The sequence below is a fragment of the Bacteroides caecigallinarum genome, assembly GCF_016902295.1.
GTDB lineage: Bacteria > Bacteroidota > Bacteroidia > Bacteroidales > Bacteroidaceae > Phocaeicola > Phocaeicola caecigallinarum_A.
The window spans coordinates 31,325-45,559 of record NZ_JACJLQ010000011.1 but is presented as its reverse complement, the minus strand read 5'-3'; the positions used below and the strand labels follow the sequence as shown (position 1 = coordinate 45,559).

The window sequence follows — 14,235 nt, the reverse complement described above, 5'->3', positions numbered from 1 at the left end:
AGCCTTTGCGTGTGCGTTTTTGTTTCTTTAAATAAGTTCGTCGGATGTATATCCTTGCGGAAGTGTTCTGCAGTTGTATGCCGATGCCATTATTTCACCGTATGCACCTGCCGAGCGAAGCGCTATGAGGTCGCCTCTCTTAGTCTTGTTAAGGTCGATGGCCTTTCCGAAAACGTCAGATGACTCGCATATAGGACCTACTACATCGTATGCCTCTACAGCTTCTTCCGAAGTGATGTTTTCTATCTTGTGATAAGCCTGATACAGAGCCGGACGGATAAGGTCTGTCATACCGGCGTCAACGATTGCAAACTGTTTGTTTGTTCCTTGTTTAACGTATGTAACCTTTGTGATGAGGCTACCGCACTGTCCGACTACTGCGCGTCCCAACTCGAAATGCAGTGTCTGCTGCGGACGAAGGCGCAGATGCTTGTGGTATGTCTTGAAGTATTCTGCAAAATCAGGTATCGGCTGACGGTTAGGATGAGCATAGTCTATACCTAATCCGCCACCTACGTTGATGTGCTCAACGATGATTTGGCGCGCGAACAGTTTTTCCTGAAGTTCGTTCACTCTGTTGCAGAGTGCAACGAAGTCGCCCATATCAAGTATCTGAGAACCGATGTGGAAATGAAGTCCTACGAACTTCACATTATTCATCGCCAGAGCACGGTCGATGACATAGTCCATATCGTTCATGCTGATACCGAACTTGTTTTCTGCAAGACCTGTTGTGATGTTGGCGTGAGTATGTGCACCTACATCAGGATTTATACGGAAAGCCACTCTTGCAATCTTGCCTTTGGCTGCTGCAAGTTCATTGATGACTTCAAGTTCAGGAACAGATTCTACATTGAAGCAGAAAATATCGTAGTCCAGTCCGAGATTAATTTCCCAGTCTGTTTTACCTACTCCTGCATATACTATCTTGCTTGGAGGAAATCCAGCTTTGATAGCCGCTTTGATTTCTCCGCCGCTTACACAGTCGGCACCAAGCCCGCTTTCGCGGATAATACTGAGAACCTTAGGATTGGCATTTGCCTTAACGGCATAATGAACGCAGAATTTATTGTATTTGCCACTTTCATCCTTTATAGTCTGAAGAGTTTCGCGAAGAAGGTTTGCATCATAATAATAGAATGGGGTTTCCATTTCGCGGAATTTTCCGATAGGGAATGTACCTTTCATAAGATGTTCTGTTTTTTATGATTTTCGTTTGTAGCTATATATTTCACAAAAAAGGCGAATGGTCAGGATACAATATCCACAGCCATTCGCCTTTATATTATAGATGTTTATTTATTGTTGAATAAAACATCGCTCAGAGACTGCAGTGCGCGTTTCTTGTCTTCTTCACGGATAAGGAAAGAAATGTTGTAGTTGCTTCCTCCGTAAGAAATCATACGGACAGGAACTTCTTTCATTGCCTGAAGGGCTTTTGACTCGAAACCTACGTTTTCCCATTCCAGGTCACCTACCACACATACGATACACATATCCTGGTCAACGGTAACTGTACCGTATTTCTTCAGGTCGTCAACAATTTCGTTGAGGTGTTTTGTATTGTCGATAGACATCGATACGCCAACTTCTGAAGTACAAACCATATCAATGGCAGTCTGGTAGCTTTCGAATATTTCGAATACCTTGCGGAGGAATCCGTGAGTAAGCAGCATACGGCTTGACTTAATCTTGATAGCAGTGATATTGTCTTTTGCTGCCACTGCCTTGATTTTGCCTTTCTCTGTTTCGTTAGAGATAAGAGTACCAGGTGCGCTTGGCTCCATAGTGTTGAGCAGTCTTACCGGGATATTTGCATATTTGGCAGGCTGTACGCATGTAGGGTGAAGAATCTTTGCTCCGAAGTAAGCCAGTTCTGCAGCTTCTTCGAAGTGTAACTGACGTACAGGAGAAGTCTTCTCAACGATACGAGGGTCATTGTCGTGCATACCGTCGATATCTGTCCATATCTGTATTTCAGAAGCGTTGACAGCCGCACCGATAAGAGATGCTGTGTAGTCGCTACCGCCTCTCTGCAGGTTGTCTATCTCGCCGTAAGCGTTGCGGCAGATGTAACCCTGAGTGATATAGATTTCATATCCAGGGTTTGCTTCAAGTTGGAGAGCCAGTTTCTCACGGATGTAAGTCAGGTCAGGTTCGCTGTTCTTGTCAGTACGCATATATTCCAATGCTGGCAGAAGAACAGCATTGATACCTTGTTCGCAAAGGTAGTTTGTCACCATGTTTGTAGAAATGATTTCTCCCTGAGCCAGGATAACTTTTTCTTCGAACAAAGTGAAAATGTCTTTTGTATATGAACGGATATAGTCAAATACTGACTTTACGAATTCCAATGTCTTCTGTTTATATTCTTCAGTAGAATAAAGTTCATCTATGTGCTGTTTATACTTTGCTTCCAGCTTATTGATGATTTCATTCGCACCTTCAGGATTTTTCTTGTACAGATAATCCGAAATTTCAACTAATGTGTTAGTTGTACCCGACATTGCGGAGAGTACTACTATTTTCTGCTCGCCGTCAGAAATCAATTTGGCAACATCTTTCATTCTCTGTGCAGAGCCTACCGATGTTCCTCCAAACTTTAAAACCTTCATTTTACGTTTCGAATTTTAATGGATTGTTAATAATTAAATATCAGAGTGCAAAATTAGCAATAATAATCAATTTCTTTTTGTTTTTATGCCGATTTTACGTTCATGTTTGATTTTTTTATGAATTCTGCTGCTCTTCCAGCTTGTGCGACTCACATTTATATACTTTGCCGGGGTATTCCGAAAGCAAGTTTATATTGTGAGTGGTCATTATTATCGCCGAGCCTTGAGAACATATTTCCCTGAGGAGTTCAACAATACGATGACCGGTTTCTACATCAAGATTACCTGTCGGTTCGTCTGCCAGGATAAGTTCAGGCTTGTTCAGGATTGCCCTGGCTATTACAATTCGCTGCTGTTCGCCTCCGGACAGTTCGTTAGGCATCTTGTATCCTTTGGTTTCCATCCCTACCTGCGTAAGAACTTCTGTTATTCTGGCCTGGATGTCGTTATTGTTTTTCCATCCGGTTGCTTTCAGTACAAATTCCAGATTTTCTTTTACCGTACGGTCTGTAAGTAGCTGGAAGTCCTGAAAAACGATACCTATTCTTCTTCTTAGTGCAGGGATATGTTTTCTTTTTATACTTTTCATGTCATAACCCAGCACTGTAGCATTGCCGTCCTTTATGTCAAGTTCGCCATATATGGATTTCAAGAAAGTGGATTTTCCGCTTCCTACCTTACCTATAATATAGACAAACTCTCCTGGATTGATGCTGAAATTGATATTTTCCAGAATCTCCTGTTCCTGTTGCCAGATACTTACATTGCTGTATGATATAAGTGGTGCTTCGCTCATCGATTAATGTTTTTTCCAGGTTTCACTGTGGCGTTCTTTCAGTTCTCTTGCCAGATCTTCTATACGGTAACCTTTCGAAGTAAGCAATACTATAAGGTGATAGAGGAGGTCTGCTCCTTCATAAATAAGTCTTTCGTCGGTACCGTTGCATGCTTCGATTACAGTTTCAACGGCTTCTTCACCCACTTTCTGTGCCATTTTGTTTACGCCTGATTTGAATAGACTTGTGGTATATGATTTTTCTGGCATTTCTTCATGGCGTTTGTCTATAAAATCCTGAAGCTCCTTGAGGAACATGATGTCCTGCTCGTTCTTGTCGCCCCAGCAAGTGTCTGTACCAAGATGGCAGACAGGTCCAACAGGATTTACCATTATGAGGAGAGTGTCGTTGTCGCAGTCAGCCTTGATTGAAACCACATTCAGGAAGTTGCCGCTTTCTTCACCTTTAGTCCAAAGTCTGTTTTTTGTACGGCTGAAGAAAGTAACTTTACCTGTTTCTACTGTTTTCTGGTATGCCTCTTCGTTCATGAAGCCCAGCATAAGCACTTTCTGGGTATAGTTGTCCTGTATGATGGCTGGAACGAGTCCGTTCATTTTGTCAAAATTCAATTCCATAATTTTAAAATTCTTTTTCCGATTATTATATATGTATTTAAATTCTTACTGAGATACCTTCTTTGCGAAGATATTCTTTCAGTTTCATTATAGGTATCTCTCCAAAGTGGAAAACGCTTGCAGCGAGTGCGGCATCGGCTTTTCCTAAAGTAAAAGCGTCTCTGAAGTGTTCCATCTTTCCTGCTCCTCCGGAAGCAATTACAGGAATGTCCAGTGTTTCGCTCAGATGCGACAAAGCTTCGTTGGCATATCCGGTTTTCACTCCGTCGTGATCCATACTCGTAAACAGGATTTCTCCAGCACCACGGTCGTTGACTTCCTTTGCCCATTCGTACAGATACCTTTCTGTTTCCACTCTTCCGCCGTTAAGATAGCATTTCCAGCCATTGGCTGTCTGTCTGGCATCAATGGCTACCACGCATACTTGAGAACCGAAGTGTTTTGCTATTTCATCAACAAGCATCGGATTTCTTATGGCTGCAGAGTTTATGGACACTTTGTCGGCTCCGGCATTGAGCAGTCTGTCAACGTCTTTAAGCTCGTTTATTCCTCCACCTACTGTGAATGGAATATTAATATGTGCGGCTATTCGCTTCACAAGATCTGTGAATGTTTTTCTTCCTTCATGGCTTGCCGTAATATCAAGATAAACAAGCTCGTCGGCTCCCTGTTCGCTGTAAGCCTTTCCAAGTTCGACCGGATCGCCGGCTTGGCGTAAGTTTACGAAGTTTGTGCCTTTTACAGTCTGTCCGTCTTTTATGTCAAGGCATGGTATAATTCTTTTTGCAAGCATAATCAGTCTTGTTTGTCAGAGTTTGATAAATCGGACAAGTCCTTTAGTTTGATTTTACCTTCATATATAGCTTTCCCGAATACTACTGCAGGAATACCGGCCTCATCCAGTCTGTAAATATCGTCAAGGCAGCTTACTCCTCCACTGGCTATCAGATGCATATCCGGATGGTTTGCCATTATGTTTTTGTAAAGTTCTATTGACGGGCCTTCCAGCATTCCGTCCTTGCTTATGTCTGTACAAAGAACTTTAGATACTCCTTTGGCTGTATAATCGTTCAGAAAATCTTCAAGCATAATGTCGCTTTCTTCTTTCCAGCCGTTAATAGCTATTTTGTTGTCTTTTACGTCGGCTCCCAGAATTATCTGTTCGTGACCGTATTTGTTCAGCCATTTTTCGAACAGTTGAGGATTCTTGACTGCTATACTGCCGACAGTTACCATCTGTGCTCCGTTGTCGAAAGCAATAATAAGGTCTTCATCCGATTTTATTCCTCCTCCGAAATCGATAATAAGAGAGGTTCTTCCGGCCAGTTGCTCCAAAATCCTGTAGTTGACAATATGTTTTGATTTGGCTCCGTCTAGGTCAACTACGTGTAATCGTCTTATACCGTATGCCTCAAATTCTTTTGCTACTTCAACAGGATTTTCATTGTATATCTTTTTAGAGTCATAGTCTCCTTTTGAGAGGCGGACGCATTTTCCGTCGATTATGTCTATGGCAGGAATTATTTCTATCATAATATTATTATGTGTTTATAGTTCTAAGAAATTTTGTAAGATTCTTTCTCCCGTTTTTCCACTCTTTTCAGGGTGGAACTGTGTGGCATAGAAGTTGTCTTTGTGCAGCGCAGAACTGTAAGGAAGAATGTAGTTAGTACGTGCGGCTGTGAAATCGTTCAGCGGAACATAATAGCTGTGGACAAAATAAACATACTCATCCTTGTCGAATCCTTTAAACAGAGGGCTTACGGTATTCTCGATAGTGTTCCATCCCATGTGTGGCACCTTGTCAATGTGTCTTTGCGGACAGAATCTCTTTACATCTGTATCAAAAATTCCGAGGCATTCTGTATTTCCTTCTTCGGAATATTTACACATAAGCTGCATACCCAGGCATATTCCTAAAACCGGCTGCTTTAAGTCCTTTATCAATATATCCAAATTTTGTTCTTTCAGATATTTCATTGTGGTTTCAGCCTCACCTACGCCTGGAAATATCACTTTGTCAGCTTTAAGAAGTGTCTCCTTGTCGGATGTTATGACAGGTGTCACTCCGATGCGCTTTAAAGCATAATCTACAGAGAATATGTTTCCGGCATTATATTTTATGATTGCTACATTCATTTTGTCTTTTTTCTAACTCATTATATCGTTTTGCAAAAGTAACCAAATAATATTTAATTCCTATCTTTTATGTCAAAAAGTTTGAGATACGGCTTATTTTATTGCATGATATGACTTTTTTAATAGTATATTTCTGAATAAAGTTTTTTGATATTTATATGATACGATAAGTGAAAGAATATTTGTAATTTAATAGGAATAAATTAATACAATTACAAAAATTATATATATCTTTACAAAATTGATATTAAACAAGTGGAAAAAATGAAAGCAAACAATGTTATAATGGAAGTGGAGGCTTATGAAGCTCCGGAATGTCAAGTGATAAACTTGGAATGTGAATCAACTATCCTTAGTGGTAGCGTTTCGTCAACGCATGAAGGATTTGAAGAAAATGAATATATTTGGTGAATTAAGATTTTATGTATGAAAAAATATTTTATACCGTTCCTTATTCTAGGAACATCAATGTTGTATTCATGTACTAAAGAAGAAATTATTTCGGATACAAATTCTTCAAGTACTGAAAAAGTTAAATTGGAGTTCAAGGCAGGTATTGATCCGGTTTCGCGTACAGTTTTGGTTGCTGGAAATAAAGTGAATTGGGAAGAGAATGATGCAATATCTTTATTTGATCAAAATAGTAATAATAAATTTATTACATCTACGGGAGGAGAATCTGTAATTTTTACAGGCTCGGCACAAGACAATCAGAATACATATTATGCTTTGTATCCATATGATGCTGATGCTACAATTTCAGGAGATGGAATTACAACTACATTACCGGCAAAACAAACCGCTCGTGCAGGTAGTTTTGTAAATAACTTAAATCCGTCGGTTGCCAAATCTGGAAGTGATAAAACTTTGATTTTCAAGAATGCTTGTGCACTAGTGAAGTTTACCCTTCAGTATTCCGGAAGCAATAAAATAACAAAAGTGATGTTCCGTGGTAATAGTGGTGAAGCATTAGCTGGTAAATTATTTGTTCAAGTTAATGATGCAACTCCTTTAACGGCGGTTGAATCAGAAATTAGTACTGAAGTTATTTTGTCAGATGATCAAGGATTTGAAAATCAAAAAGACTATTATTTTGTTGTAGCTCCTTCTGAATTAAAAAACGGAATTACACTTGTTCTTTACGATGCCAACGGTATGGAATGGAAACGTAGTAGCAATAAACCTGTAACATTGAAATCCGGGCATATTTTAAATTTGGATAAAATAGAACCTGGTGAGTTTAAAAAAGTAATACGTATTAGTACTGCTGAACAATTGATTGCTTGGGCAGAAAGTGAAGATAGGTTGACTACAGATGTCATATTGGATGCAGATATTGAAATGAAGGATATGAAATGGACTCCTGTAGGAAGCAGTATGGATATTGGTAAAGGATATTCTGGAAATTTTGATGGAAATGGAAATGCTATAAAGAATTTGAGTTTGAGTGGAACTGGTAATATAGGTTTCTTTGGAGGACTTGCTATTGGAGCAAAGGTTCATGATGTTGTATTTACCGATGCAACAATTAAAGGAGATGCATCTTCTTCTGTAGGTGTGGTAGCAGGTACTAGCTTAGGTATAATAGGTAGCTGTAAAGTTAGTAACTCTACGGTATCTGGAAGTAATAATGCTGGTGCCATAACAGGTAACAATAGCCTACAAGTTAATAATAGTAATGTACAGAACGTGACAGTAAGTGGAAACAGTGCAGGTGGAGTAGCTGGTGTTAATTATGGAAAGATTGAATATTGTACAGCATCAGGCAATAATACTAAAATTACATCTACAGGTTTAAGTGCAGGTGGAATTGTAGGTTCTAATTCGGAGGAAGGTGGTACTAAGACAAGTGGTCGTGTTTTAAAATGTGCTGTAGATGGAATAACTATAATAGGTAATAGAGCAGGAGGTATAACAGGGGAGAATGGTTTTGGTACTGTGGCGCAATGTGTTGTAAATAAATGTAATATTACTCATAATTCTACGGGTAATAGTGCAAATCTTGGTGGAGTAGTAGGATACAATGCTCGTGGTGAAGTGGTTGCAAGCTATTCAGCAAATTCTATTATAGGTGCAGCAATTTTAATATCAGAGGCTATAGGTGGTATTGTTGGTTATAATATGAATTCTGCATCGTCACCGGCTTATGTTTATGGATGCTATTCAACACATGTATCATTGCTTGGTAGTGCTGTTAAGAATATTGGTGCCATAACAGGATATAATAACGGACATGTAACTTCGTGTTATGCTGTTTTGCCTGATGGTGTAACTGGAATTACATTGATTGGTAATGAAGCTTCTACAGGCATAATAGACCATTGCGTAGAAGTAGGTGGAAATAATTATACAGAACTTGAAAATGCCAGTGACCTTACAGTTACGGATGGTACCGTGTGGAAAGCTGCAGAAATTTGGGAAATAACAGCTTCTGGTGTTACTCCTACGATAAATGTAAATTATATAGGAGAAGCCGGCACTAATTAATTTAATACAATTGCTATATAATATTAATGGGACACGATTTCACATTTGATACGTGTCCCATTTTTTTAGCCTTATTTCTTGCCAGGCAATTGTGGAATAATACTTTCTATTCTGTTTTCAACTTCATCAGGTAGTTTCGAGAAGAAGTCCATCCCTGTGACATTCTCCACGCTATCCACCGTCACCATGTATTTATCTAAATCTTGTGAACGGGCGATGTTTTTGAATATAAATCCCATGGCTATAGGATTCTTTCTATTATATATAAGTATAACCTTGAAGAATCTGTCTGGTACGGCAACCTTATGCCCACCAATCCTCTTAGGTGATTTGGAATCAAAAATAGGTCCGCAGGCAATGTATATCCTTCCGTATTTGTCTGCCCAGTTTCTGCAAAGTTCTTCCAGGTCGTTCCAGTCCCCACGGTTCAGGTTACCAACTTGAGGACAGATATTGCTCATATAGAATGATTCTATCATAGCCTGTTTGCTCCATTTCATATCCGCTGCCGGAGCCATGTGCCCTCTGTCGTATCCGCTTTTCGTATAGTCTTTGTGTACTACTCTCGGTTCAGGCAGGTCCGGGTCGGGCATGAACTTATCGTATCTTTCTGTTTCTCCTTTAGTCTCTTCCCTTGTCAGTTCCCATGCCACCCAATTAGGGTTTTTATAATACTGGTTGTACGATAGTGTATATCCTGTTCTGTTGATGATGATTTCCTTTTCGTATCTTCCCGGATATGTATAAACAGGTATTTCCAGATTAAGTTTAGGTGTTTCGGCAGATGAGGTTGTCTCTTCCTTGTTTCCTGATCTTATCTTTTCAATTACCGGTTTCAGGTTTTCTGCCTGCGCTACTATTTCATCCTTAATCTTGTCGGCTTCCTGAACTGTTTTTTTTAATGTTTTCTGTATTTCTTTATTGTCAGGAAGTTCCGGTAGATTTATGTTTTTATTTTCTGAATAAACATAGTATCCACCTGCGCATAATCCGATAAGTATAATTAACAGCAACGGTTTCCACTTGATACCGCTTTTCGCTTTTTTCTTTTTTGCCATATCACTTAAACAAGTTTGAATCTTATCCTCAGAATACCATCGTTATGGTCGTGGCTTATTATCTTGAATGTTCCTATTTCTGATGTGTTCTGTACGTGAAGTCCTATGCAGAGGCATTCGTCGTAATCGCCAACCTTTACTATTCTCACAGTGTTCGAGGCATTTTCAGGCAGGCGTTTCATGTCGAATCTGTCTGCGGCTTCCTTTTGTGTTATGAATTCTGTGGTAACATCAAGGTGTTGTGCTATAACACTGTTCACAGTTTCTTCTATTTTCGTAATGTCTTCATCACTTAAAGGTTGCGGAATGGCATAATCCAGTTTGCTTTTCTTCCTTTCGATATGTGCCGAAACAGCTCTTCCGCATCCGAAGAGATTTATCATTGTCCGGTTGATTATGTGTTCGCAGGTGTGCATTGGAGGAAATTCCTGTTTGTTGTGTGCGTTAAGTTGAGTTGATGGTTCCATAATTAACTACATTATTGTTCGTTCTGCAAATTAACTAAAAAATATTCATTACTCTGATAGAATTGTTATTCTTCATTCTGATTTTTCATTCCTATGATGACATAAATATTTACTGATAAATTAGAGAAATATCAGTTGTTTAGTGTTTAAATGTCTTTTCTCATACATTGAAAATAGGCGATTTTTCATTATCTTTGCACTCAAATTAATTTTACGCATTAGAAAACGAATGAAAAATATACGCAATTTCTGTATCATCGCACATATAGACCATGGAAAGTCAACTTTGGCTGACCGACTGCTGGAATACACACAGACCATCAAGGTCACTGAAGGACAGATGCTCGACGACATGGATCTGGAACGTGAGCGTGGTATAACTATCAAGAGTCACGCCATTCAGATGGAGTATAACTACAATGGTGAAAAGTATATCCTTAATCTTATTGACACTCCGGGGCACGTGGACTTCTCGTACGAAGTGTCACGCTCCATTGCTGCATGCGAGGGTGCGTTGCTTGTGGTAGATGCTTCGCAGGGTGTGCAGGCTCAGACAATCTCTAATCTTTATATGGCGCTTGAACATGACCTGGAGATTATTCCTGTTATGAACAAGTGTGATATGGCGAGCGCCATGCCTGAGGAAGTGGAAGATGAAATTATCGACCTTTTGGGATGTAAGCGCGAAGATATTATCCGTGCATCCGGTAAGACCGGTTTGGGCGTTGAAGAAATCCTCAAGGCTGTTGTTGAGCGTATCCCTCATCCTGAAGGTGACGAAGAGGCTCCTCTGCAGGCTCTTATCTTCGACTCTGTGTTCAACTCATTCCGTGGAATCATTGCATATTTCAAGATTGAGAACGGAGTTTTGAGAACAGGAGATAAGGTAAAATTCTTTAACACAGGAAAAGAATACGATGCTGATGAGATTGGTGTGCTGAAGATGGATATGGTACCTCGCAATGAGCTGCGTACAGGCGACGTGGGATATATCATTTCAGGTATCAAGACATCAAAAGAAGTAAAGGTAGGTGATACGATTACACATATAGCGAAACCTTGCGACAAGGCTATCGACGGTTTCGAGGAAGTCAAGCCTATGGTCTTCGCCGGTGTTTATCCTATCGAGGCCGAAGATTACGAGAACCTTAGAGCTTCATTGGAAAAGCTGCAGCTTAACGACGCTTCGTTGACATTCCAGCCTGAATCATCATTGGCTTTGGGATTCGGCTTCCGTTGCGGATTCCTCGGATTGCTTCACATGGAAATCGTTCAGGAACGTCTGGACCGCGAGTTCGATATGAACGTCATTACTACAGTGCCTAACGTATCGTATATGATATACGACAAGCAGGGTGGGGTGCAGGAAGTGCATAACCCTGGCGGTATGCCTGACCCTACATTGATTGACCATATTGAAGAGCCGTATATTGATGCTTCAATCATTACTACTACAGATTATATCGGTCCTATCATGACTCTGTGTCTTGGCAAGCGTGGTGAGCTTGTCCGTCAGGACTATATATCCGGTAACCGTGTGGAACTGCATTACAAGATGCCGCTTGGAGAAATCGTGATAGATTTCTACGACAAGCTGAAGAGTATTTCAAAGGGATATGCTTCGTTCGACTATCATCAGTCCGGCTTCCGTCCTTCCAAGCTCGTTAAACTTGATATCCTCCTGAACGGTGAATCGGTGGACGCGCTTTCCACTCTTACACACTTCGACAATGCTTACGACCTGGGACGACGCATGTGTGAGAAACTAAAAGAACTTATCCCGCGCCAGCAGTTTGAAATCGCAATCCAGGCTGCTATCGGTGCGAAGATTATTGCCCGCGAAACTATCAAGGCCGTGCGTAAGGACGTAACCGCCAAGTGTTACGGTGGTGACGTGAGCCGTAAGCGTAAACTTCTGGAAAAACAGAAGAAAGGAAAGAAACGTATGAAGCAGATTGGTACTGTGGAAGTGCCGCAGAAAGCATTCCTTGCAGTATTGAAACTCGACTAATATACTTATCAAATAGTGAAACGAACCCACGACGGATGATTTTATGCCGTTGTGGGTTCGTTTTTTCTTTATAGACCTCTTCTTTATAAGTATTTTTTTGTAAGTTTGTATCAGCATTAATAAACAATCATACACTTGAAAAAGCATTACAAGACAATAATATTATCAGATCTTCATTTGGGAATGCCTCATGCCAAGGTGAACGAGCTTATTCAGTTTCTACGTTCGGTGTCATGCGAACGGTTGATTCTGAACGGTGATATTATTGACGGGTGGTACATACACAAGCATCCAAAGTGCGCTTGGAGAAGTGACCTGATGCGTCTGTTCCGTACCATATCCGAGATGATGAAGAACAGCACTTCTGATGTTATTTATACATACGGCAATCACGATGACTTCATGCAGAGGTATGTAGGTAAGGTTATAGTAGGTATAAAAGTATTCAGAGATTTTACTCTCTCAAGTGGAGGCAAGAAGTTCCTTGTTACGCATGGTGATTGTTTCGATACCGTAAACCGTAAAGCCACATGGCTCTCAAAAGTTGGAGCTTCATGCTACGAGTTTCTTCTTTTCTTGAATGAATTCTATAACAAGTACAGGGCTTTTCGCCATAAACAGCCGTTCTCTTTCGCTCAGGTAATTAAGCGATGGACAAAAAAACTTGTCTCAAACTTTACTAATTTCGAGAAACAGATAACAGACTTTGCCGTAAAAAATAATTACGACGGTATTATTTGCGGACATATACATCACCCGGAAGATACTCATCTTGGAAATATCCGCTATCTTAATTCCGGTGACTGGATTGAGAATAAATCAGTTCTGATAGAAGATGAAGATCAGAACTGGAAAGTCCTGATGGCATAATTCTGATTTATTCCTTTTTTTTGATGTGATAATAAAAAAATACCAGACATACCTTCCGGTATGCCTGGCATAAACCTATTCTGTAATAGTAAATTATTTCTTGAAGTATCTGTTGTACAAACCTTCGAAACCTTTTCCGTGACGAGCTTCGTCCTTAGCCATTTCGTGAACTGTATCGTGGATAGCGTCAAGGTTAAGAGCTTTAGCGCGAGTAGCGATACGTTTCTTGTCAGCGCAAGCACCGCTTTCAGCGTTCATACGCTTTTCAAGGTTAGTCTTAGTATCCCATACGCAGTCGCCAAGAAGTTCAGCAAACTTAGCAGCGTGTTCAGCTTCTTCCCAAGCGTAACGTTTGAAAGCTTCAGCTACTTCTGGATAGCCTTCGCGGTCAGCCTGACGGCTCATAGCCAAGTACATACCTACTTCTGTACATTCGCCCATGAAGTGGTTGTTAAGGTCTTTAATCATTTCTTCGTCGCAACCTTTAGCTACACCGATAACGTGTTCGTCTGCAAACTGAAGACCACCTTCTGTTTCTTCCATTTCTTTGAACTTAGAAGCAGGAGCCTTACACAATGGACACTTTTCAGGAGCTGAGTCACCTTCGTGGATGTAACCACATACTGTACAGATAAATTTTTTCATAATAGTAATAAGTTTTGTTTGTTATTAAATTAATATTTTATTCCGAATTTAATTCTTGTCGGAATTATTCTTTTTGCAGTCTGGGCAAACACCTTTGTAATAGTTGTGTACCTCTTCAACGCTGAATCCTTTGTCTGCCATGTCATTCATGGCTTTTTCGTTGATATGCATAGGCATATCGAAAATCTTACCGCAGCATTTGCACTGGAAATGTGCATGTGCCGATGTGTCACCATCAAAACAAGCGTTGCGCTCGTCTATCGTTAGCATCTTTGCGGCTCCATGTTCAACAAACAACTTCAGCGTGTTATATACAGTTGTTTTTGAAAGGGTAGGAATATCATCGTGAAGTGCCATATAAATCTCATCAATACAAGGATGAGTGTGGTGCTTCAGCAGATAGTCCATGATTGCGATGCGTTGTACGGATGGCTTGATGTCGTAACTAAGCAAATATTCGTAAACGTTCATACTCTCTTTCAATTCTGTAATTATTACAATTTTATTTCAATGGCAAAGATACAAACTTTTT

The 14,235-nt window shown here is 40.2% G+C and carries 15 protein-coding genes; 4 read left to right on the top strand and 11 right to left on the bottom strand.

The annotated features are described in order from the left end of the window. Positions 1-27: 27 nt before the first annotated feature. From lysA to hisH, 7 genes are all read right to left on the bottom strand, one after another. Positions 28-1,188 carry a diaminopimelate decarboxylase gene (gene lysA / locus H6A27_RS05295; RefSeq protein ID WP_204507958.1) on the bottom strand — a complete coding sequence of 387 codons (1,161 nt, stop codon included), beginning with the start codon at positions 1,186-1,188 and terminating at the stop codon, positions 28-30. 107 nt (positions 1,189-1,295) lie between these two features. Continuing rightward, on the bottom strand, positions 1,296-2,615 hold the full coding sequence (locus tag H6A27_RS05290) for an aspartate kinase (protein ID WP_204507957.1): 1,320 nt from the start codon (positions 2,613-2,615) through the stop codon (positions 1,296-1,298). A gap of 115 nt (positions 2,616-2,730) precedes the next feature. Beyond that, positions 2,731-3,411 carry a cell division ATP-binding protein FtsE gene (locus tag H6A27_RS05285; RefSeq protein ID WP_204507956.1) on the bottom strand — a complete coding sequence of 227 codons (681 nt, stop codon included), beginning with the start codon at positions 3,409-3,411 and terminating at the stop codon, positions 2,731-2,733. Positions 3,412-3,414: 3 nt separating this feature from the next. Further along, entirely contained in the window at positions 3,415-4,029 is a 615-nt protein-coding gene (gene hisIE / locus H6A27_RS05280) for a bifunctional phosphoribosyl-AMP cyclohydrolase/phosphoribosyl-ATP diphosphatase HisIE (protein WP_338083595.1), read from the bottom strand. Positions 4,030-4,063: 34 nt separating this feature from the next. Then, a complete protein-coding gene (gene hisF, locus H6A27_RS05275) occupies positions 4,064-4,819 on the bottom strand; it encodes an imidazole glycerol phosphate synthase subunit HisF (protein WP_204404173.1) in 756 nt (251 codons plus the stop codon). A 2-nt stretch (positions 4,820-4,821) separates the two neighbouring features. Then, the gene (gene hisA, locus H6A27_RS05270; RefSeq protein WP_204391126.1) at positions 4,822-5,559 is read right to left on the bottom strand and encodes a 1-(5-phosphoribosyl)-5-[(5-phosphoribosylamino)methylideneamino]imidazole-4-carboxamide isomerase; all 738 of its coding nucleotides are present in this window, start codon (positions 5,557-5,559) and stop codon (positions 4,822-4,824) included. Positions 5,560-5,574: 15 nt separating this feature from the next. Beyond that, the gene (gene hisH / locus H6A27_RS05265) at positions 5,575-6,165 is read right to left on the bottom strand and encodes an imidazole glycerol phosphate synthase subunit HisH (RefSeq protein ID WP_204507954.1); all 591 of its coding nucleotides are present in this window, start codon (positions 6,163-6,165) and stop codon (positions 5,575-5,577) included. 264 nt (positions 6,166-6,429) lie between these two features. On the opposite strand from hisH, the gene H6A27_RS05260 reads away from it, so the two are divergent. Together H6A27_RS05260 and H6A27_RS05255 are read left to right on the top strand one after the other, a co-directional pair. Further along, on the top strand, positions 6,430-6,576 hold the full coding sequence (locus H6A27_RS05260) for a hypothetical protein (RefSeq protein WP_204404167.1): 147 nt from the start codon (positions 6,430-6,432) through the stop codon (positions 6,574-6,576). A gap of 15 nt (positions 6,577-6,591) precedes the next feature. Then, positions 6,592-8,652 carry a fimbrillin family protein gene (locus H6A27_RS05255; protein ID WP_204507953.1) on the top strand — a complete coding sequence of 687 codons (2,061 nt, stop codon included), beginning with the start codon at positions 6,592-6,594 and terminating at the stop codon, positions 8,650-8,652. 71 nt (positions 8,653-8,723) lie between these two features. Here H6A27_RS05255 and H6A27_RS05250 read toward each other — a convergent pair whose 3' ends face one another. Next, complete coding sequence (locus H6A27_RS05250) at positions 8,724-9,710, bottom strand: DNA/RNA non-specific endonuclease (RefSeq protein WP_204507952.1); 987 nt, start codon at positions 9,708-9,710, stop codon at positions 8,724-8,726. A 5-nt stretch (positions 9,711-9,715) separates the two neighbouring features. Next, entirely contained in the window at positions 9,716-10,177 is a 462-nt protein-coding gene (locus tag H6A27_RS05245; protein ID WP_204404161.1) for an alanyl-tRNA editing protein, read from the bottom strand. Positions 10,178-10,406: 229 nt separating this feature from the next. On the opposite strand from H6A27_RS05245, the gene lepA reads away from it, so the two are divergent. Together lepA and H6A27_RS05235 are read left to right on the top strand one after the other, a co-directional pair. After that, the gene (lepA, locus tag H6A27_RS05240; protein ID WP_204404709.1) at positions 10,407-12,188 is read left to right on the top strand and encodes a translation elongation factor 4; all 1,782 of its coding nucleotides are present in this window, start codon (positions 10,407-10,409) and stop codon (positions 12,186-12,188) included. A gap of 135 nt (positions 12,189-12,323) precedes the next feature. Further along, positions 12,324-13,058 (top strand): UDP-2,3-diacylglucosamine diphosphatase, encoded by a 735-nt coding sequence (locus H6A27_RS05235; protein WP_239469579.1) that lies wholly within the window; start codon positions 12,324-12,326, stop codon positions 13,056-13,058. Between the two features lie 93 nt (positions 13,059-13,151). On the opposite strand, the gene H6A27_RS05230 is transcribed toward H6A27_RS05235, so the two are convergent. Continuing rightward, positions 13,152-13,703, bottom strand: coding sequence for an NADH peroxidase (locus H6A27_RS05230; RefSeq protein WP_154043018.1), 552 nt, complete (start codon positions 13,701-13,703; stop codon positions 13,152-13,154). A 48-nt stretch (positions 13,704-13,751) separates the two neighbouring features. Beyond that, entirely contained in the window at positions 13,752-14,174 is a 423-nt protein-coding gene (locus H6A27_RS05225; RefSeq protein WP_204507951.1) for a Fur family transcriptional regulator, read from the bottom strand. Positions 14,175-14,235: the final 61 nt, after the last annotated feature.

Bases quoted from the DNA above. Each gene is read 5' to 3' on its own strand.
- hisF (WP_204404173.1), bottom strand. From the start codon at position 4,819: ATGCTTGCAAAAAGAATTATACCATGCCTTGACATAAAAGACGGACAG.
- H6A27_RS05245 (WP_204404161.1), bottom strand. From the start codon at position 10,177: ATGGAACCATCAACTCAACTTAACGCACACAACAAACAGGAATTTCCT.
- lepA (WP_204404709.1), top strand. From the start codon at position 10,407: ATGAAAAATATACGCAATTTCTGTATCATCGCACATATAGACCATGGA.
- H6A27_RS05225 (WP_204507951.1), bottom strand. From the start codon at position 14,174: ATGAACGTTTACGAATATTTGCTTAGTTACGACATCAAGCCATCCGTA.
- H6A27_RS05285 (WP_204507956.1), bottom strand. From the start codon at position 3,411: ATGAGCGAAGCACCACTTATATCATACAGCAATGTAAGTATCTGGCAA.
- hisH (WP_204507954.1), bottom strand. From the start codon at position 6,165: ATGAATGTAGCAATCATAAAATATAATGCCGGAAACATATTCTCTGTA.
- H6A27_RS05290 (WP_204507957.1), bottom strand. From the start codon at position 2,615: ATGAAGGTTTTAAAGTTTGGAGGAACATCGGTAGGCTCTGCACAGAGA.
- lysA (WP_204507958.1), bottom strand. From the start codon at position 1,188: ATGAAAGGTACATTCCCTATCGGAAAATTCCGCGAAATGGAAACCCCA.
- H6A27_RS05260 (WP_204404167.1), top strand. From the start codon at position 6,430: ATGAAAGCAAACAATGTTATAATGGAAGTGGAGGCTTATGAAGCTCCG.
- H6A27_RS05255 (WP_204507953.1), top strand. From the start codon at position 6,592: ATGAAAAAATATTTTATACCGTTCCTTATTCTAGGAACATCAATGTTG.
- hisA (WP_204391126.1), bottom strand. From the start codon at position 5,559: ATGATAGAAATAATTCCTGCCATAGACATAATCGACGGAAAATGCGTC.
- H6A27_RS05230 (WP_154043018.1), bottom strand. From the start codon at position 13,703: ATGAAAAAATTTATCTGTACAGTATGTGGTTACATCCACGAAGGTGAC.
- H6A27_RS05250 (WP_204507952.1), bottom strand. From the start codon at position 9,710: ATGGCAAAAAAGAAAAAAGCGAAAAGCGGTATCAAGTGGAAACCGTTG.